The organism is Pseudomonas sp. R43(2017), assembly GCF_002112345.1.
GTDB classification, from domain to species: domain Bacteria; phylum Pseudomonadota; class Gammaproteobacteria; order Pseudomonadales; family Pseudomonadaceae; genus Aquipseudomonas; species Aquipseudomonas kribbensis.
Window position 1 is genome coordinate 364,636 of record NZ_NEHJ01000003.1, and the last position, 17,839, is coordinate 382,474.

Sequence of the window (17,839 nt, forward strand, 5' to 3'; positions counted from 1 at the left end):
TGCACAAACCCCTGTGGGAGCGAGCTTGCTCGCGAATGCGGCGGGTCAGGCAAGCAAGATGTTGACTGATACTCCGCATTCGCGAGCAAGCTCGCTCCCACAAGGAGTTTTTCATTGCGACCGAGAATGGGGCCAAAACCTCGGGTTTATGGCAAACTTCGCGACCATAAACGCCGGTTTCGCGACCCAGAGCCTTTGCCGGGTCGCGTGACGGAATAAAGCGATGCCAGGTTTTTGCGTCCCCTCTATGGGAATAGACCCTTTGCGTGTTGGCACGTCGGTGCCAGCACTTTCTGCCTGAACAGATTAGAGAAACGACCATGCATAACGTCGTCATCAGCGGCACCGGCCTGTACACCCCGGCCAACAGCATCTCCAACGAAGAGCTGGTGCAGTCTTTCAATACCTACGTCGCGCAGTTCAACGCGGACAACGCTGACGCCATCGCCAGCGGCGAGATCCAGGCCCTGACCGAATCCAGCGCCGCGTTCATCGAAAAAGCCTCGGGCATCAAGAGCCGCTTTGTCATGGACAAGGACGGCATCCTTGATCCGCAACGCATGGCGCCACGCCTGCCGGAGCGTTCCAACGATGAATGGTCGGTGCTCTGCCAGATGGCCATCGGTGCTGCCGAACAAGCCCTGCAGCGTGCCGGCAAGACCGCCGCTGACATCGACGGCGTGATCGTCGCCTGCTCCAATCTGCAACGTGCCTACCCGGCCATTGCCATCGAAGTCCAGGAAGCACTGGGCATCCAGGGTTTCGGTTTCGACATGAACGTTGCCTGCTCGTCGGCGACCTTCGGCATCCAGCAAGCCGCCAACACCGTGCAACTGGGCCAGGCCCGGGCGATCCTGATGGTCAACCCGGAAGTCTGCACCGGTCACCTGAACTTCCGTGACCGCGACAGCCACTTCATCTTCGGTGACGCGGCTACTGCTGTCGTCATCGAGCGTGCCGATACGGCAACGTCGAAGCACCAGTTCGAAGTGGTCAGCACCAAACTGCTGACCAAGTTCTCCAACAACATCCGCAACAACTTCGGCTTCCTCAACCGTGCAGCGGAAGAGGGCATCGGTGCTCGCGACAAACTGTTCGTGCAGGAAGGCCGCAAGGTGTTCAAGGACGTATGCCCGATGGTGGCCGAACTGATCGGCGAGCATCTGGAAGAGAACAAGCTCAACGTCGGTGACGTGAAACGCTTCTGGCTGCATCAGGCCAACCTGAGCATGAACCACCTGATCGTGCGCAAGTTGCTGGGCCGCGAAGCGACCGAAGAAGAAGCCCCGGTGATTCTCGACACCTACGCCAACACCAGCTCCGCCGGTTCCGTGATCGCGTTCCACAAATACCAGGACGATCTGGCATCCGGTTCGCTGGCGGTGCTGAGTTCGTTCGGCGCCGGTTATTCGATTGGTAGCGTGATTCTGCGCAAGCGCTGAGTCCGTGTTAAAAGATCGCAGTCTGCACGCTCCTTCGGGAAACGCTGCAGGCTGCGATTTTTTTTGCCCGTGAGGTATCGATGGCTGCAACGGATGACACTCAATTGCTGGCACGCCTGCTGGCCGGCGAGCAAAAGGCTTTCAAGGAACTGGTCACCACCTACCAGAGCGCCATGCGCGCGGTGGCCTATGCGATTGTCGGCCAGCGTCACGTCGAAGAAGTGGTGCAGGACGCCTGGCTGTCGGTGGTGCGCCATATCGGAAGTTTCGAAGGGCGCTCCAGTCTCAAGACCTGGTTGCTGACCATCACTGCCAATTCGGCCAAGGGCCGTTACAAGCAGAATCGCCGCGAAGTGCTGATGGATGATCTGCCATCGCCCCACGGCACCATCGACGATGATCGCTTTTCCCCCGGCGACGGCCACTGGCTGGTCGCACCGTTCGCCTGGCATCAGGACACGCCCGAAGCGCTGCTGACTGAAAATGAACTGCGCGAATGTCTGGAACACACGCTGCTCAGCCTGTCAGAACTGCAAAGCAGCGTGCTGCTGCTGCGCGAGCGTCAGGGGCTGGAGCTGGAAGAGATCTGTAATCTTCTGGAGATCTCGCTCTCCAATGTCCGTGTGCTGCTGCATCGTGCGCGGCTGAAAGTCTTCGCCACCGTGGAGCATTTCGAGGAGACCGGCGAATGCTGACCTGTAAAGAACAAGTGGCGCGCTCCAGCGATTATCTCGATGGCCAGTTGAGCTTTCGCGAGAAGCTGATGGTGCGTCATCACCTGATGTTCTGCCGAAATTGCCGGCGCTTCATCCGCCAGATGCGTTTGATGCAGGCGACATTGCGGGAGATGCCGGAGAAACCGGAGGAGGGTGTGGATGTGTTGGCCGAGCGGCTGGCGGCGCAGCGCCGCAAAGACAATTCCTGAGGCAAAAAAACAGCCCGGCGTAACAGTAGCGAACGGATGATGGGGATCGCTGCTGCGGCGCCGGGCTGTAGGAGAAAATCAGCTTCAGGCTACAAATGAGGCATTCACTGGTTGCCTGAAGCTTGTCACTGCGGTGTTAGAACTTGGCTTCAGCATCCAGTTGCAGGGTGTTGATGTCGGAGTCGGTCTTCTTCAGGCTGGCGTTGGTGTAGTCCGAGTTAGCCATGAAGTAGGTGGCGCCGAGGGTGAAGTTCTTGTCCAGCTCGTAGCTCACTTTCAGCTTGCTGCCGCGGGAACCGGTGTAACCGTTGGCGAAGTCGGAGTCGGTGAAGGCACCCACCACCGCGTTACGCTGTACGTCGCGGTAGTTGTAATCGATGCCGAAGCCGTAAACCTTGGTCTTCACGCCGGCCAGCCAGCCAGTGTCCTGGTCGTTGCTGGCGTCGTTGTTGTTCACGTATTGACCGTAGATCGACAGCGGAACCGGCAGGTTGGCGATGTCCAGCTGACCGAAGCCTTCATACAGTTTGAAGGTTTCGTTCGGGCTGTTGCCGTTGACGGCCAGGGCGCATGGCGCAGTAACAGTGCCGCTGGTAGGGCAAGCGCTGTCCTTGTCGTTGTCGTAGGAGTAGATGCTGCCGCCCAGGGTCAGTTTCAGGCTGTCGGTCAGCGCGAAGCGACCGCCCAACTGGCCAGCGTACAGACGCAGGTCGTGCTTGAACTGCACGCCTTCGCCGTCGACGTTGTCCTTGAGGGTGTAGTGACCGGCGCTACCGAACAGTTCGGCGCTGCCGTTCAGCGGGTACTTGTAGGTGACGGCCAGACCTTCCGGGTCGATGTCGCTGTCCCAGATGATGTCGCCCATGCTTACCCAAGGCTGGTTCATCTTGCCGGCGATCAGGTGCAGGTTCTTGACCGCGTCAGGGTGGTAGTCGACGTAACCGAGGTCGAGCCAGATCTGCTTCTTGTCGAAGTAGTTGTTCAGGTCCTGGTTGGTGGAGCGGGCGTCGTCGCTGCTGCCGGTGGCGATACGGATACCGGTGTCAACCTGCGGGTTGATTTCGGTGTAGGCACCCAGACGGGCACGAATGCGTTGACGGTCCTGGTCCTTGGCGTTCGGTACGCCATCGTTCTTCACGGTTTCCTGACGGAAACGTACGTCACCCTTGAACTGGGTCTTGGCAGCCCAGGCCAGCTTCTGGTCGAAGCTGCTCAGCTCGTTGGTTTTCTTCGCGGTTGCCGCGATTTGCTCGTTGGTCTCTTGCTGCGCCTGCTGCGCGATTTGCTGGGCCTTCTGATCCTGGGCCAGTTCGGTTTGCAGTTCTACGTACTGCGCCTGGGTGATGGAACCGTTAGCCTTGAGCATGTCGAGCAGTTTGGCGTCGACTGCGGCACTGGCCGGAACACTCATGGCCAGCAACAGGCCACCGCACAGGGCCGCCGCAGTTTTCGTGGAAGCAAGACGCATAGCAATCTCCGAAGATGAGAGGGATGGCTGAACCATCCTGGGCACAACCGACGATTTGAACGTCGGAAAACTGTGTCCGGGTAGAACCCGGCGCTCTAAAAACAGGCGCCAGTATCGCGATGGTTTATGACAGAGCAGTGGCACGGTGATGGCAGGTTGATGACGATCTAAACCTTGCGTGAACTATTGATCTAGAGCGCTGTCGCGCAATCGGACGTGGGCAAGACCGGGCCGATCAGCGATACTCGCGAGGCTTTCAGGGCCAAAAGTGGAGAGGAAAATGCCGTTGCAGCGCCTGCAAAAACTGTCGGAAATCGAACCGGCACTCTGGGATGCACTGGTGCCGGACAACCAGCCGTTCCTGCGCCATGCCTTCCTCGGCGCGCTGGAAGACAGCGGCAGTGTCGGCCCGCACACCGGCTGGCAGGCGGAGCATTTGCTGCACGTCGAAGACGGCCGTCTGATCGCAGCGCTGCCCGGTTATCGCAAGTGGCATTCCTACGGCGAATACGTCTTCGATCACGGTTGGGCCGATGCCTGCGCCCGTGCCGGCATCGATTACTACCCCAAGTTCTTGAGCGCGGTGCCGTTCAGCCCGGTTACCGGGCCGCGCCTGTTGGCGGCGAACGTCGAGGACGGATTCGAACTGCTCAAGAGCCTGCCGGGTTACCTGGAGATCGAAGAACTCTCCGGTGCCCACATCAACTTCACCGATGCCTTCACCGATGCCGCCATGGCCGAGCAGCCGGGCTGGCTGCAACGCATCGGCTGTCAGTACCACTGGCAGAATCGCGGCTATCGTGACTTCCAGGACTTTCTCGACGTACTCAGCTCGCGTAAGCGCAAACAGATGCGCAAGGAGCGCGAGCAAGTGGCGGGGCAGGGCTTCGAATTCGAATGGCTTGAGGGGCGAGAGCTGGACGAGGCGCAGTGGGATTTTGTCTATGCCTGCTACGCCAACACTTATGCGGTGCGCCGTCAGGCGCCGTACCTGACGCGGGAGTTCTTCAGCCTGCTGGCCGAGCGCATGCCGGAGTCGATTCGTGTCGTGCTGGCCAAACAGGGCTCAAGGCCGGTGGCGATGGCGTTCAGCCTTGTAGGTGGGGACAGTTTCTACGGGCGTTACTGGGGATGCCTGGCCGAGTACGACCGGCTGCATTTCGAAACCTGTTTCTACCAGGGCATGGACTACGCGATTGCCCAGGGTTATCAACGTTTCGACGCCGGTGCCCAGGGCGAACACAAGTTGATTCGCGGTTTTGAACCCGTGATTACCCACTCTTGGCACTACTTGCGCCATCCCGGCCTGAAAGCCGCCGTGAAGGATTTTCTTCAGCAGGAGCGCGCCGGTGTGATGAGTTATGTAGAGCAGGCTCGTGAGGCGCTGCCCTACAAACAGCCACAAGGTTTTTGAACTTCGACCAGGGCTCAATGGATGAAAGCCCCCCGGCCGATTCATTGTCACGAAAACCGATGTTAAATCATGGCCAGGTCGTGCTGATCAAAAACCGCCGGCGTAGCAGTTGGACAGGCCTTTGGATCTCGCCTGAGTGTCGAGCTCCTCGATAGTGGCAATGTTGGAATGGTATTGAATTAAAAGGCTCGGTCGCTTGGCGACGGAGCACGTATAAAGATAAGTGGGCCTCACGCATTGAGTTATGCCAGTTGTATGATCGTCGGAACAATTAAGTTCTGGCCGAATTTCCGATAATGCGTCGACCATATCAACTTCCAGCGGATGGTTCGAATTGATCATTGGCGACAGGGCTGCCGAGGCAAAACCAATGTATACGGGAAGAACAAGCAGGCTGAGCAGGGTGTTTCGAATAAGGTTCATTTTATCAATTCCATGATTTCGTTATTCAAGGGTATGTTTGCCTGCGACAGGCAGGCATGTTTCATTCCTCTGAACTTTGATTATTGTTGTGTGTTGTTGCGTCCTTGATTGGCGCATTTCCAAGTTAATGGATTTTTATTTGAGTGTCAGTCACTTGCTTGTTGCGGGATATTGTTGTTTTTATTTATTTTTTTCAAAAAAAAGACCGCGTGGGAAGTTCTTGCACGCGGTCTTTTTTCGAGCTGAAACTACTTGTCTTCGTCACCCAGCCAACGATAAATCCCCCCGCCAAGCACCGCACCCAACAGCGGCGCGACCCAGAACATCCACAACTGCGCGATCGCCCAGCCGCCGACCATCAGCGCCGGGCCCGTGCTGCGGGCCGGGTTGACCGAGGTGTTGGTCACCGGAATCGAGATCAGGTGGATCAGCGTCAGGGCCAGGCCGATGGCAATCGGTGCCAGTCCCGCCGGGGCGCGCTTGTCGGTGGCGCCGAGGATGATCACCACGAACATCGCGGTCATCACCAGTTCGGTGATGAACCCGGAGGCCATCGAGTATTTGCCCGGCGAGTGCTCGCCATAACCGTTTGAAGCAAGGCCGGCGGCGATGTCGAAACCCTCCTTGCCGCTGGCGATGTGATACAGCAGCGCCGCTGCCAGGATCCCGCCGATCACCTGGGCGATGATGTAGGCGGGCAGTTCTTTGGCCGGGAACCGACCACCGACGACCAGACCGACCGACACGGCCGGGTTGAGATGACAGCCGCTGATGTGGCCGATGGCAAACGCCATGGTCAGCACCGTCAGGCCAAATGCCAGGGCCACCCCCAGCACGCCGATACCCACAGGTGAGGACGCGGCGATCACCGCACTGCCGCAACCACCCAGCACCAACCAGAACGTACCCAACAACTCCGTGGCTGAACGTTTTAACAGAGACATGAGAGAGTCCTTGATAGACGCGCTATCGAGACTGCATCGAGTTGTGCTTCCTTGCAATTACGACAGGTTCATCTCCAGAGCCTTCGCTGAGTACAGCAGGGAATGCGGGGATTTCCAGCAGGCATGAAAAAACCGCCAGAGCCCGTGGTGGAAGGGCTGTGGCGGTTTTTGCGTTTCTTGCCGGATCAGTCGATGCCGACAAACCCTCCGGTCTGGTGCGCCCATAGCCGTGCGTACAATCCGCCGTGGGCCAGCAGTTCGGCATGGTTGCCGGTTTCGGCGATCTTGCCGTTCTCCAGCACCACCAGCCGGTCCATGCGGGCAATGGTCGAGAGGCGGTGAGCAATGGCGATCACGGTCTTGCCCTGCATCAGGGTTTCGAGGCTTTCCTGGATCGCCGCTTCGACTTCCGAGTCCAGCGCCGAGGTCGCTTCGTCCATGATCAGGATCGGTGCGTCCTTGAGCAGCACCCGCGCAATCGCGATCCGCTGGCGCTGGCCGCCGGACAGCTTCACCCCGCGCTCACCGACATGGGCATCGAATCCAGTGCGCCCTTCGGCATCCGACAACAGTGGGATGAACTCGTCGGCCCGGGCCTTGCGCACCGCTTCCCAGAGCTCGGCGTCGGTGGCGTCAGGCTTGCCGTACAGCAAGTTGTCGCGGATCGAACGGTGCAGCAGCGAGGTGTCCTGAGTAATCATGCCGATCCGCGCACGCAGGCTTTCCTGGCCGACTTCGGCGATGTTCTGGCCGTCGATCAGGATCCGCCCGCCCTCGACGTCGTACAGCCGCAGCAGCAGGTTGACCAGGGTCGATTTGCCGGCGCCGGACGGGCCGATCAGGCCGATTTTCTCGCCGGGTTTGATGGTCAGGTTGAGGTCGCCGATGATGCCTTTCTTCTTGCCGTAGTGAAAATCCACGTGCTCGAAACGCACCTCGCCACGGGCCACGGCCAGCGGTTTGGCCTGTTCGCGGTCGGTGACGCTGACCGGTTGCGAGATGGTCTGCAGGCCGTCCTGGACCATGCCGATGTTCTCGAAGATGCCGGTGACCACCCACATGATCCAGCCGGACATGTTGACGATGCGGATCACCAGGCCGGTGGCCAGGGCGATGGCGCCGACGCTGATCACCGATTGCGTCCACAGCCACAGGGCCAGCCCCGTGGTGCCGACGATCAGCAGGCCGTTCATGGTGGTGATGGCCACGTCCATGCTGGTGACCACGCGGCCGGCCAACTGAGCTTTTTCGGTCTGCTCCTGAATCGCCTCGCGGGCGTAGTGCTGTTCGAAGTTGGTGTGGGCGAACAGCTTCAGGGTGGCGATGTTGGTGTAGCCGTCGACGATGCGCCCCATCAGTTTCGAGCGCGCGTCGGAAGCGGCGACGGAGCGGTCCTTGACCCGTGGCACGAAGTAATAGAGCGCGCCGATGTAGGCAGCGATCCACGTCAGCAGCGGGATCATCAGGCGCCAGTCGGCTTCGGCGAACAGCACCAGCGAGCTGATCGCATAGATCAGCACGTGCCACAACGCATCCACCGCCTGCACCGCGGAATCACGCAGCGAGTTGCCGGTCTGCATGATGCGCTGGGCGATGCGCCCGGCGAAGTCGTTCTGGAAGAAATTCAGGCTCTGCTTGAGCACGTAACTGTGGTTCTGCCAGCGGATGAGGCTGGTCATGCTCGGGCTCAGGGTCTGGTGCACCAGCATGTCGTGCAGGGCCAGGAACAGCGGTCGCAGGAGCAGGGCCACCACGGCCATCCACGCCAGTTCGGCGCCATGCACCTTGAAGAAATCGACGTTCGGCGTGCCTTGCGCAAGGTCGATGATGCGGCTCAGGTAGCTGAACAGCGCCACTTCGATCAGGGCACCGAACAGACCGACGATCAGCAGGGCGGCGAAACTCGGCCAGACCTGCTTCAGGTAATAGGTATAGAAGGGCAGAACACGGTCCGGCGGGGATGCCGTAGGCGCGTCACGGAATATGTCGATCAGTTGTTCGAAACGGCGATAGAGCATCAGATAACCGCCCGGAGTACGGGCTCTCCTTTTATCAGTGTGAGCGGCGCAGTTTTAAGCTGCAGCCGCTCGATATGCCCTGTAAAGCTTAGTCGATGCGCTTGGCCGACTTGATGATCACAGGGTCGACAGGCACGTTTTGCATGCCCTGTTTGGTGGTGGTCTGGGAGTTGACGATGATGTCGACCACGTCCATGCCCTTGACCACTTTGGCGAACACCGCGTAACCGGCGTCGCGGCCCGGATCGAGGAACGCGTTGTCGGCGACGTTGATGAAGAACTGGCTGGTGGCCGAGTTCGGATCGGAAGTGCGGGCCATCGACAGGGTGCCGCGAACGTTGTGCAGACCGTTGCTGGCTTCGTTCTTGATCGGTGCCTTGGTTTCTTTCTGTTGCATCTGCTGGGTGAAGCCGCCGCCCTGAGCCATAAAGCCCGGGATCACGCGGTGGAAAATGGTGTTGGTGTAGAAACCGCTGTCGACGTAATCGAGGAAGTTCTTGGTACTGATCGGCGCCTTGACCGGATCCAGCTCGATTTCGATGGTGCCGTTGGTGGTCACCAGTTCGACGTGTGGCGCCTTGGCCGGCGTGGCAGCCATCAGGTTGGCGGCGAACAGCACGGTGCCGGCGGCGAGGGCGAGTTTTTTCAGCATGGTTCAGTGATCCTGAGGGTGAATATCGGCTGTGGCGAGAAACGCCAGCAGCGTTTGATTGAAGCGTTCGGGTTGATCGAGCGGGGTGGCGTGGCGCGAATCGGCGATCACCACCAGCCGCGCATCGGGCAGCAGTCTGACATAGGTTTCTTTCAGCGAGACGGGGGTGTAGTCCCGGTCGGCGCTGACGACGAGCGTTGGACAGGAGATCCTCGAAAGTCGTTCCTGAACCCCCCAGCCAACAATCGCATCGAAGCTGGCGAGATAAGCACGTTTGTCGTTTTTTGCCCAGCGCTCGGCCATCTTCTGGCGCAAATCCGCCTGCTCCGGTTTGGGGAACAGTTTGGCGCCAAGGGCCTTGCCGATGGTGGCCAGACTCAGCAGGCGCATCAGGCTCCAGCGCTTGAACCACTGCCAGTAGTCGTCGCGACTGCGCACCTTGACCTCGGGCGCGCTGTTGACGATGGTCAGGCTCTTGAGCATCTGCGGCTGATCGACGGCGAACTGAAAGCCGATCATGCCGCCCATGGACAGCCCGGCGTAGTGCACCGGGCCGAGTTTCAGATGCTCGATCAGGGCGACGATGTCGGCGCTGAAGCCGGCGATGCTGTAGCGCTCGCGGGGCTTGTCGGAGCGGCCATGACCGCGCACGTCCGGGACGATTACCCGGTATTGCGCGGCCAGTGCCGGGATCTGCATTTCCCAGTCCAGGGTGCTGGAGCCAAGCCCGTGAACCAGCAGCAACGGATCGCCGTGGCCATATTCCTCGTAGTGCAGGTTGCAGCCTTCATGCTCGAAATACGCCATCGGTGAACTCCGTGTCAGGCTTGTTCGGGGGCGGCGAACGGTGCGTCCAGCGGCAAGGTGTCGAAGGTGCGCAGCAGTTCGACGAGGATCTGCGAAGCCGGGCCCAGCGGTTTGTCCTTGTTCGAATACAAATAGAAACTCGGATTGCGGCTGCCGCCCTGATCCAACGGTAGCAGCTTGAGCAGGCCTTCCTTCAATTCACGTTCGATCATGTGCCGTGGCAGCCAGGCAAAACCCAGGCCGCTGGAAACGAAATTGGCAGCGGTGGCGAGGCTGCCGACGGTCCAGCGCTGTTCGGCGCCGAGCCAGCCGACATCCCGGGGTTGCTGACGGCCGGAGTCGCGGATCACCACTTGCATCTGGGTTTCCAGGTCCTGGAAATTCAGTTCACGGTTCAGCCGATGCAGTGCGTGTTCGGGGTGGGCGACGGCGACAAATTCCACATCGCTCAATTCCGCACCGAGGTAACCGGGAATGCTCAGGCCGGTGATCGCCAGATCGGCCACGCCTTCGAGCAAAACCTCCTCGACCCCCGACAGCACTTCTTCACGCAAACGCACACGGCAGCCCCGGCTTTGCGGCATGAATGCGGTCAGTGCGCGAACGAGGCGGGCGCTCGGGTAGGCGGCATCGACCACCAGCCGCACTTCGGCTTCCCAGCCTTGCTCCATGTGATGGGCGAGATCTTCCAGTTGGCTGGCCTGTTTCACCAGTTGTCGCGAACGCCGCAGCAACACGCCGCCGGCTTCAGTCAGTACGGCTTTACGGCCGTCGATGCGCAGCAACGGCACTCCGAGCTGGTCCTGCATGCGGGCGACGGTGTAGCTCACCGACGATTGCGAACGGTGCAACGCTTCGGCGGCCTGGGCGAATCCGCCGTGGTCGACCACCGCCTGCAACGTTCGCCATTGATCGAGGGTCACGCGGGGCGCTTTCATCGATAGCTCCTCTTGTCCTAAGCTGGCTGTCCCTCATGGAGACTGCCGAATGAAAAAATTCTGTTGTGTGGTACTGGCGTTGCTGCCGCTGACCGCGTTTGCGTATCCGATCGATGTGCAGAAGAATCTCAATGGCCTGAAGATCGACTACGAGTCCTTCGATACCGATAAAGACATCGGCTCCATCCGGGTCGCCAACTACGGCGAGGTCGACGCGGTCTGCAAAGTCGTGTTCAGCAATGGCCCGGAAGCGCCGCGCACCCGCAATATCGAAGTGCCGGCCGGCAAACACACCAACGCCACCGCCAAGTTCTCCCGCGAGATCATCAAGCTGCGCGTCGAGCTGAGCTGCAACCCGAAATAGCGGTTTTGCCTCTCTGTGGGAGCGAGTCAGCCCGCTCCTGCAGGTGTAGCTTGCATCTAAACGAATATTTCGATGGTTTGCAGCAATTATTTGCGCTTTTTCATCGATGCGACTCTGTTTAACCTTCACTCCATCGACTTACAACATTCTCGGATGGAGGCTACACACCATGTCCCGCGTTCTGATCATCGAAAGCAGCGCCCGCCAGCAAGATTCGGTATCCCGTCAACTGACCCAGACTTTCATCAGTCAGTGGAAAGCTGCACACCCGGCCGATCAGATCACCGTCCGTGACCTCGCCGTGAACCCGGTGCCACACCTGGACAGCAACCTGCTGGGCGGCTGGATGAAACCCGCCGAACAGCGCAATGCCAACGAACAGTCCTCGCTGGATCGCTCCAACGAGCTGACCGAAGAATTGCTGGCCGCCGACGTGCTGGTGATGGCCGCGCCGATGTACAACTTCGCGATTCCAAGCACCCTGAAAGCCTGGCTCGACCACGTGCTGCGTGCCGGCGTGACCTTCAAGTACACCGAAACCGGTCCGCAAGGCCTGCTCAGCGGCAAGCGTGCCTACGTGCTGACCGCTCGCGGCGGCATCTACGCCGGCGGCCCGGCGGATCACCAAGAACCGTACCTGCGTCAGGTGATGGGTTTCATCGGCATCCACGACGTGACCTTCATCCACGCCGAGGGCATGAACCTGGGTGGCGACTTCCAGGAGAAAGGCCTCAACCAGGCCAACGCCAAACTCTCCCAGGTCGCTTGATATGTTAATCGCCAGATAATCGCCGATTGTTCTAGTGACCTGGCGCAACCCCTTCAAGGCTCTACGCGCATCGAACCTCCCTTTGCACTTGTTGCTCCTGAGTGCTGTAGCCCGATTGAACGCTTTAGCGAGCTCGGGCTTTTTTTTGCCCGGAATTTAGCGATGACCGGGAAAAACCGCTATCGTCGCCGCCATTCGAAATCGAGGCGACCATGGGCTATCTACTTATTGTCACGCTGATCCAGGCGTTTTCCTTCAGTCTGATCGGCGAATACCTGGCCGGGCATGTCGACAGCTACTTCGCGGTGCTGGTGCGTGTGGTGCTGGCCGGGCTGGTGTTCATCCCGCTGACGCGCTGGCGCTCGGTGGAACCGGCGTTCATGCGCGGCATGCTGCTGATCGGCGCGTTGCAGTTCGGCGTGACCTACGTCTGCCTGTATTTGAGCTTCCGCGTGCTGACGGTGCCGGAAGTGCTGCTGTTCACCATCCTCACACCCTTGCATGTGACCCTGATCGAAGATGCGCTTAACCGCCGTTTCAACCCGTGGGCACTGATTGCGGCGCTGGTAGCAGTGGCGGGCGCGGCGGTGATCCGCTATGACCGGATCAACCCGGACTTCTTCATGGGCTTCCTGTTACTGCAACTGGCCAACTTCACCTACGCCGCCGGGCAGGTGCTGTACAAGCATCTGGTGGCGAAGCATCCGAGCGATTTGCCGCATTACCGGCGCTTCGGTTTCTTCTACCTCGGCGCACTCGCGGTGGCGTTGCCGGCGTTCCTGCTGTTCGGCAAATCCAGTTTCCTGCCCGAAGCGCCGCTGCAATGGGGTGTGCTGGTGTTCCTCGGCCTGGTTTCGACTGCTCTCGGCCTGTACTGGTGGAACAAGGGCGCGTGCCTGGTCAATGGCGGTACCCTGGCGGTGATGAACAACCTGCACGTGCCGGTGGGGTTGCTGCTGAATCTGTTGATCTGGAATCAGCATGAGGAACTGGGGCGGTTGTTCCTCGGTGGCGGCGTGATTCTGGCGGCGGTGTGGATCAGCCGGTTGGGGATTCGCAGGCCGGCGCCAGTTGCCCCACCAGAAACTCAATAAACGCCCGGGTCTTCTGCGGTACCCGCCGCGCTGACGAATACACCGCGTTGATGGTGATCGCCGGGGCTTGCCATTCGCACAGCACCGGCACCAGGCGCCCGGCCGCCAGCGCCTCTTCGACGATGAAGTCCGGCAGCAGCGCGATGCCCATGCCGGCCTCGGCCGCTTGCGCCAGCAAGTCACCATTGTTGGCGTGCAGCGGCCCGGTGACGTTGACCCGCTGCGTCTCCTTGCCGTTGCACAGTTGCAGGCTGACGCCGCTCTGCAGATAGCCGTAGTTCAAGCATTGATGCGAGCGCAGGTCCTGCGGGGTCTGCGGCGTGCCCGCGCGTTCGAGGTAAGCAGGGGAGGCGACCATGATCCTCGGCGCTGGCGCCAGTTGCCGGGCGATCATGGTCGAGTCGGGCAGGCTGGCGATGCGGATCGTCACGTCGAACCCGCCGCGCACCGGATCGACCTGCTGGTCGCTGAGCACCAGTTGCAGCTCGATGTTCGGGTGCTGTTCATGAAACAGCGGAATCAGCTTGCCCAGCCGCCGCAGGCCGAACGACATCGGTGCGTTCACCCGCAACACACCGCGCAATTCGCCAACCCCGTCCCGGGCTCGCTGCTCGGCCTCGTCCAATGCAGCGATCACTTCCCGCGCCGCTTCGAAATATTCGGCACCGGCCTCGGTCAGGTGCAGGCTGCGGGTGGTGCGTTGCAGCAGTTGCACGCCGATGGCTTCTTCCAGCGCCTGAATCTGTTTGCTGACTTTCGAGCGGGGCACGTCCATGGCCCGGGCGGCGGCTGCGAAGCCGTTCTCGCCCACCGTTACCACGAAGGCACGCATGCATTCGATGCGATCCATGATTGTCCCTTTTTTAGAATCAATGATTCTCGATTTTAGGTAATTGTCCCTTTATCGGCTAGCCCCTAAAGTGACATCCAAGCCGAGACAACAACGCTGAAGACGGCAAGCCACTCGACTCACCCATTACCCAATCGAAACTCTGAATCGACATCAAAAGGAACGCGCCATGTCTATCCGTGAACTGCTGAACCCGACCAACTCCGCTCTGATCCTGATCGACCACCAGCCGCAAATGGCTTTCGGCGTACAGTCGATCGACCGTCAGACTCTGAAGAACAACACCGTCGGCCTGGCCAAAGCGGCGAAGATCTTCAACGTGCCGACCATCTACACCTCGGTCGAAACCGAAAGCTTCAGCGGCTACATCTGGCCGGAATTGCTGGCGGTACACCCGGAGCAGAAGCCGATCGAGCGCACTTCGATGAACTCCTGGGAAGACAAGGCGCTGGTTGACGCGGTGAAGGCCACCGGCCGCAAGAAACTGATCATCGCCGCGCTCTGGACCGAGGTCTGCCTGACCTTCCCGGCCCTGGAAGCCCTGGCCGAAGGCTACGAGGTGTACATCGTCACCGACGCGTCCGGCGGCACCACCAAAGAAGCTCATGACATGTCGGTACAGCGGATGATTCAGGCCGGCGCCGTACCGGTGACCTGGCAGCAAGTACTGCTCGAGTACCAGCGTGACTGGGCGCACAAAGACACCTATCAGGCAGTGATGGATCTGGTGCTGGAGCACAGCGGCGCGTACGGCATGGGCGTCGACTACGCCTACACCATGGTGCACAAGGCACCGCAGCGTCAGGCCTGATAAGTCGGCCGGACAAAAAAGACGCAACCGGGGTTGCGTCTTTTTTGTTGCGCTCAAGAAAACTCTACATCAGATGCTTCTCGGCTTCTGGAATGTGGCTCGCGCCAAGGACTGCCGGCAATATCCCGGAGCGCAAATCCCCACCACTCGGCTGCTGATACAGGCTCAACCCGAACTCCGGCAGCACCGCCAGCAGGTAATCGAAAATATCCCCCTGGATCCGCTCGTAATCGGCCCACACCGTGGTGGTGGTAAAGCAGTAGATTTCCAGCGGAATGCCTTGGGCCGTGGTCTGCATCTGGCGGACCATGCAGGTCATGTTCGGCTGGATCTCCGGGTGGCTCTTCAAGTAAGCCAAGGCATAGGCGCGGAAAGTGCCGATGTTGGTCATGCGCCGGCGGTTGGCCGACATCGCCGCGACGTTGCCCTGGGCTTCGTTCCAGGCCTTGAGCTCGGCTTTCTTGCGGCCCATGTACGCGGTCAGCAGGTGCACCTGAGAGAGTTTTTCTTCTTCATCGTCGCGGATGAAACGCACGCCGCTGGCGTCGATGAACAAACTGCGCTTGATCCGTCGCCCGCCGGACTGCTGCATGCCGCGCCAGTTTCTGAAGGATTCGGACATCAGGCGCCAGGTCGGGATCGAGACGATGGTCTTGTCGAAGTTCTGCACCTTGACCGTGTGCAGGGTGATGTCGACCACGTCGCCATCGGCGCCGACTTGCGGCATTTCGATCCAGTCGCCGACCCGCAGCATGTCGTTGCTGGTCAGTTGCACGCTGGCGACGAACGACAGCAGGGTGTCCTTGTAGACCAACAGGATCACCGCCGACATTGCACCCAGACCGGACAGCAGCAACAGCGGCGAGCGGTCGATCAGGGTGGCGACGATGATGATCGCGCCGAACACATACAAAACCATTTTTGCCAGTTGCACATAACCCTTGATCGAGCGGGTGCGGGCATGTTCGGTGCGGGCGTAGATGTCCAGCAGCGCATTGAGCAGGGCGCTGACCGACAGGAGCAGGAACAGAATGGTGAACGCCAGTGCGACATTGCCGAGGAACACCATGGCGGTCTTGCTCAGCTCCGGCACCAGGTGCAGGCCGAACTGGATCACCAGCGACGGCGTCATCTGCGCCAGACGCTGAAACACCTTGTTATGCCGAAAGTCGTTGATCCAGTGCAGCGCGGGCTGGCGACCGAGCATGCGGCTGGCATGCAGGATCAGGTAACGCGCCACTCGTCCGAGGACCAGCGCGATCACCAGCAGCAGGATCAGTGCCAGGCCGGCGTGCAGGAGCGGGTGCTGATCGAGGGCACCCCAGAGGTCTTGGGCGTTGAGCCAGAGCTGTTTGAAATCCATGAGGGCAACGATTCTTCTGTAGGACGCGACGGGCGATTAGAGCATTTAAGACGCTGTGTATTACCGTTGGAGACAAATCGAGCAACAAAAAAGCCACTGATTGCGGCTGATTTCACAAAGAAACTCGGCCTGAGCGCTCGAAACCGGTAACCTATGCAGCTGTTTTTCTGCATATCTTCGAGGTAGCACCCGTGTTTTCCCAATTCGCCCTGCACGAACGCCTGCTCAAAGCCGTGGCCGAGCTGAAATTTGTCGAGCCAACGCCTGTGCAAGCCGCGGCCATTCCGCTGGCGCTTCAGGGGCGTGACCTGCGGGTGACGGCGCAAACCGGTAGCGGCAAGACCGCCGCGTTTGTCCTGCCGATCCTCAACCGCCTGATCGGCCCGGCCAAGATCCGCGTCAGCATCAAGACCCTGATCCTGCTGCCGACCCGCGAGCTGGCCCAGCAGACCCTGAAGGAAGTCGAGCGCTTTTCGCAGTTCACTTTCATCAAGTCCGGCCTGATCACTGGCGGTGAAGACTTCAAGGTCCAGGCCGCCATGCTGCGCAAGGTGCCGGACATCCTGATTGGCACGCCGGGCCGGATGATCGAGCAACTGAACGCCGGCAACCTCGATTTGAAAGAAGTCGAAGTGCTGGTGCTCGACGAAGCCGACCGCATGCTCGACATGGGTTTCGCCGAAGACGTGCAGCGTCTGGTCGACGAATGCCCGAACCGTCAGCAGACCATGCTGTTCTCCGCCACCACCGGCGGTTCCGGCCTGCGCGAGATGATCGCCAAGGTGCTGAACAACCCCGAGCACCTGCAGCTCAATGCGGTCAGCCAGCTGAACGACACCACCCGTCAGCAGATCATCACCGCCGACCACAACCAGCACAAAGAACAGATCGTCAACTGGCTGCTGGCCAACGAGACCTATCAGAAGGCTATCGTCTTCACCAACACCCGGGCCATGGCCGACCGCATCTACGGTCGCCTCGTCGCTCAGGAGTACAAGGCATTCGTGCTGCACGGCGAGAAAGACCAGAAGGATCGCAAACTGGCGATCGACCGTCTGAAGCAGGGCGGCGTGAAGATCCTGGTGGCCACCGACGTGGCGGCCCGTGGTCTGGACGTTGACGGCCTGGATCTGGTGATCAACTTCGACATGCCGCGCAGCGGCGACGAATACGTACACCGCATCGGTCGTACCGGCCGTGCCGGCAACGACGGTCTGGCGATCTCGCTGATCTGTCACGGCGACTGGAACCTGATGTCGAGCATCGAGCGTTATCTGAAGCAGAGCTTCGAGCGCCGCACCATCAAGGAAGTCAAAGGCACCTACGGCGGACCGAAAAAGGTCAAGGCATCGGGCAAGGCCGTCGGCGTGAAGAAGAAAAAGACCGACGCCAAGGGCGACAAGAAAAAAGCCGCCGCCAAGACCCCGACCAAGCGCAAGAGCGCCAACCGTCCGAAACCGGATTCTCTGGTGAGCAGCGACGGCATGGCCCCGCTCAAGCGCCGCAAGCCGGCTGCACCTGCGGCCGAGTAAGGCGTTTCAGGCAGGCAATAAAAAA

Annotated in this window: 18 protein-coding genes; 9 read left to right on the plus strand and 9 right to left on the minus strand. The window is 60.1% G+C overall.

Features of this window, described 5'->3' with window-relative positions:
• Positions 1-320: 320 nt before the first annotated feature.
• From CAG02_RS10230 to CAG02_RS10240, 3 genes are all read left to right on the plus strand, one after another.
• Positions 321-1,442 (plus strand): beta-ketoacyl-ACP synthase III, encoded by a 1,122-nt coding sequence (locus CAG02_RS10230; RefSeq protein WP_085710318.1) that lies wholly within the window; start codon positions 321-323, stop codon positions 1,440-1,442.
• An 80-nt stretch (positions 1,443-1,522) separates the two neighbouring features.
• A complete protein-coding gene (locus tag CAG02_RS10235) occupies positions 1,523-2,137 on the plus strand; it encodes an RNA polymerase sigma factor (RefSeq protein ID WP_085710320.1) in 615 nt (204 codons plus the stop codon).
• Positions 2,131-2,367, plus strand: a complete 237-nt coding sequence (locus tag CAG02_RS10240; RefSeq protein WP_085710322.1) for an anti-sigma factor — start codon at positions 2,131-2,133, stop codon at positions 2,365-2,367. Before CAG02_RS10235 ends, CAG02_RS10240 begins: the two co-directional genes overlap by 7 nt.
• Positions 2,368-2,503: 136 nt before the next feature.
• Here the strand turns inward: CAG02_RS10240 and CAG02_RS10245 are convergent, their stop codons facing one another.
• Positions 2,504-3,835, minus strand: a complete 1,332-nt coding sequence (locus CAG02_RS10245; protein ID WP_085710324.1) for a putative porin — start codon at positions 3,833-3,835, stop codon at positions 2,504-2,506.
• Between the two features lie 280 nt (positions 3,836-4,115).
• Between CAG02_RS10245 and CAG02_RS10250 the strand changes: the two genes are divergently transcribed.
• Positions 4,116-5,249, plus strand: coding sequence for a GNAT family N-acetyltransferase (locus tag CAG02_RS10250; protein WP_085710325.1), 1,134 nt, complete (start codon positions 4,116-4,118; stop codon positions 5,247-5,249).
• An 87-nt stretch (positions 5,250-5,336) separates the two neighbouring features.
• Here the strand turns inward: CAG02_RS10250 and CAG02_RS10255 are convergent, their stop codons facing one another.
• The 6 genes from CAG02_RS10255 to CAG02_RS10280 form a co-directional block, all read right to left on the minus strand.
• Positions 5,337-5,672 carry a hypothetical protein gene (locus CAG02_RS10255; protein WP_085710326.1) on the minus strand — a complete coding sequence of 112 codons (336 nt, stop codon included), beginning with the start codon at positions 5,670-5,672 and terminating at the stop codon, positions 5,337-5,339.
• Positions 5,673-5,920: 248 nt separating this feature from the next.
• Positions 5,921-6,616, minus strand: coding sequence for an aquaporin Z (aqpZ, locus tag CAG02_RS10260; RefSeq protein WP_085710328.1), 696 nt, complete (start codon positions 6,614-6,616; stop codon positions 5,921-5,923).
• Positions 6,617-6,801: 185 nt separating this feature from the next.
• Positions 6,802-8,634: an ABC transporter ATP-binding protein gene (locus tag CAG02_RS10265; protein WP_085710329.1), complete on the minus strand. Its 1,833-nt coding sequence runs from the start codon at positions 8,632-8,634 to the stop codon at positions 6,802-6,804.
• An 88-nt stretch (positions 8,635-8,722) separates the two neighbouring features.
• On the minus strand, positions 8,723-9,286 hold the full coding sequence (locus CAG02_RS10270) for a peptidylprolyl isomerase (RefSeq protein ID WP_085700647.1): 564 nt from the start codon (positions 9,284-9,286) through the stop codon (positions 8,723-8,725).
• A 3-nt stretch (positions 9,287-9,289) separates the two neighbouring features.
• Positions 9,290-10,093 (minus strand): alpha/beta fold hydrolase, encoded by an 804-nt coding sequence (locus CAG02_RS10275; RefSeq protein WP_085710330.1) that lies wholly within the window; start codon positions 10,091-10,093, stop codon positions 9,290-9,292.
• A 14-nt stretch (positions 10,094-10,107) separates the two neighbouring features.
• Positions 10,108-11,031, minus strand: coding sequence for a LysR family transcriptional regulator (locus tag CAG02_RS10280; protein ID WP_007956543.1), 924 nt, complete (start codon positions 11,029-11,031; stop codon positions 10,108-10,110).
• Between the two features lie 49 nt (positions 11,032-11,080).
• Here CAG02_RS10280 and CAG02_RS10285 point away from each other — a divergent pair, with 49 nt between their 5' ends.
• The 3 genes from CAG02_RS10285 (at position 11,081) to CAG02_RS10295 (ending at position 13,258) form a co-directional block, all read left to right on the plus strand.
• Positions 11,081-11,395 (plus strand): 3-phosphoglycerate kinase, encoded by a 315-nt coding sequence (locus tag CAG02_RS10285; protein ID WP_085710332.1) that lies wholly within the window; start codon positions 11,081-11,083, stop codon positions 11,393-11,395.
• 169 nt (positions 11,396-11,564) lie between these two features.
• Positions 11,565-12,164 (plus strand): FMN-dependent NADH-azoreductase, encoded by a 600-nt coding sequence (locus tag CAG02_RS10290; RefSeq protein ID WP_085710333.1) that lies wholly within the window; start codon positions 11,565-11,567, stop codon positions 12,162-12,164.
• Positions 12,165-12,376: 212 nt separating this feature from the next.
• Positions 12,377-13,258, plus strand: a complete 882-nt coding sequence (locus CAG02_RS10295) for a carboxylate/amino acid/amine transporter (protein ID WP_085710334.1) — start codon at positions 12,377-12,379, stop codon at positions 13,256-13,258.
• Here the strand turns inward: CAG02_RS10295 and CAG02_RS10300 are convergent.
• Complete coding sequence (locus tag CAG02_RS10300; RefSeq protein ID WP_085605645.1) at positions 13,203-14,108, minus strand: LysR family transcriptional regulator; 906 nt, start codon at positions 14,106-14,108, stop codon at positions 13,203-13,205. The genes CAG02_RS10295 and CAG02_RS10300 overlap by 56 nt on opposite strands.
• 169 nt (positions 14,109-14,277) lie before the next feature.
• Here CAG02_RS10300 and CAG02_RS10305 point away from each other — a divergent pair, with 169 nt between their 5' ends.
• The gene (locus CAG02_RS10305) at positions 14,278-14,919 is read left to right on the plus strand and encodes a hydrolase (RefSeq protein WP_007956548.1); all 642 of its coding nucleotides are present in this window, start codon (positions 14,278-14,280) and stop codon (positions 14,917-14,919) included.
• A 64-nt stretch (positions 14,920-14,983) separates the two neighbouring features.
• Here the strand turns inward: CAG02_RS10305 and CAG02_RS10310 are convergent, their stop codons facing one another.
• A complete protein-coding gene (locus tag CAG02_RS10310; protein ID WP_085710335.1) occupies positions 14,984-16,282 on the minus strand; it encodes a mechanosensitive ion channel family protein in 1,299 nt (432 codons plus the stop codon).
• A gap of 191 nt (positions 16,283-16,473) precedes the next feature.
• On the opposite strand from CAG02_RS10310, the gene CAG02_RS10315 reads away from it, so the two are divergent.
• A complete protein-coding gene (locus CAG02_RS10315) occupies positions 16,474-17,814 on the plus strand; it encodes a DEAD/DEAH box helicase (protein WP_085710336.1) in 1,341 nt (446 codons plus the stop codon).
• The last annotated feature ends 25 nt before the right edge of the window (positions 17,815-17,839 follow it).

Bases quoted from the DNA above. Each gene is read 5' to 3' on its own strand.
- CAG02_RS10230 (WP_085710318.1), top strand. From the start codon at position 321: ATGCATAACGTCGTCATCAGCGGCACCGGCCTGTACACCCCGGCCAAC.
- CAG02_RS10235 (WP_085710320.1), top strand. From the start codon at position 1,523: ATGGCTGCAACGGATGACACTCAATTGCTGGCACGCCTGCTGGCCGGC.
- CAG02_RS10240 (WP_085710322.1), top strand. From the start codon at position 2,131: ATGCTGACCTGTAAAGAACAAGTGGCGCGCTCCAGCGATTATCTCGAT.
- CAG02_RS10245 (WP_085710324.1), bottom strand. From the start codon at position 3,835: ATGCGTCTTGCTTCCACGAAAACTGCGGCGGCCCTGTGCGGTGGCCTG.
- CAG02_RS10250 (WP_085710325.1), top strand. From the start codon at position 4,116: ATGCCGTTGCAGCGCCTGCAAAAACTGTCGGAAATCGAACCGGCACTC.
- CAG02_RS10255 (WP_085710326.1), bottom strand. From the start codon at position 5,672: ATGAACCTTATTCGAAACACCCTGCTCAGCCTGCTTGTTCTTCCCGTA.
- aqpZ (WP_085710328.1), bottom strand. From the start codon at position 6,616: ATGTCTCTGTTAAAACGTTCAGCCACGGAGTTGTTGGGTACGTTCTGG.
- CAG02_RS10265 (WP_085710329.1), bottom strand. From the start codon at position 8,634: ATGCTCTATCGCCGTTTCGAACAACTGATCGACATATTCCGTGACGCG.
- CAG02_RS10270 (WP_085700647.1), bottom strand. From the start codon at position 9,286: ATGCTGAAAAAACTCGCCCTCGCCGCCGGCACCGTGCTGTTCGCCGCC.
- CAG02_RS10275 (WP_085710330.1), bottom strand. From the start codon at position 10,093: ATGGCGTATTTCGAGCATGAAGGCTGCAACCTGCACTACGAGGAATAT.
- CAG02_RS10280 (WP_007956543.1), bottom strand. From the start codon at position 11,031: ATGAAAGCGCCCCGCGTGACCCTCGATCAATGGCGAACGTTGCAGGCG.
- CAG02_RS10285 (WP_085710332.1), top strand. From the start codon at position 11,081: ATGAAAAAATTCTGTTGTGTGGTACTGGCGTTGCTGCCGCTGACCGCG.
- CAG02_RS10290 (WP_085710333.1), top strand. From the start codon at position 11,565: ATGTCCCGCGTTCTGATCATCGAAAGCAGCGCCCGCCAGCAAGATTCG.
- CAG02_RS10295 (WP_085710334.1), top strand. From the start codon at position 12,377: ATGGGCTATCTACTTATTGTCACGCTGATCCAGGCGTTTTCCTTCAGT.
- CAG02_RS10300 (WP_085605645.1), bottom strand. From the start codon at position 14,108: ATGGATCGCATCGAATGCATGCGTGCCTTCGTGGTAACGGTGGGCGAG.
- CAG02_RS10305 (WP_007956548.1), top strand. From the start codon at position 14,278: ATGTCTATCCGTGAACTGCTGAACCCGACCAACTCCGCTCTGATCCTG.
- CAG02_RS10310 (WP_085710335.1), bottom strand. From the start codon at position 16,282: ATGGATTTCAAACAGCTCTGGCTCAACGCCCAAGACCTCTGGGGTGCC.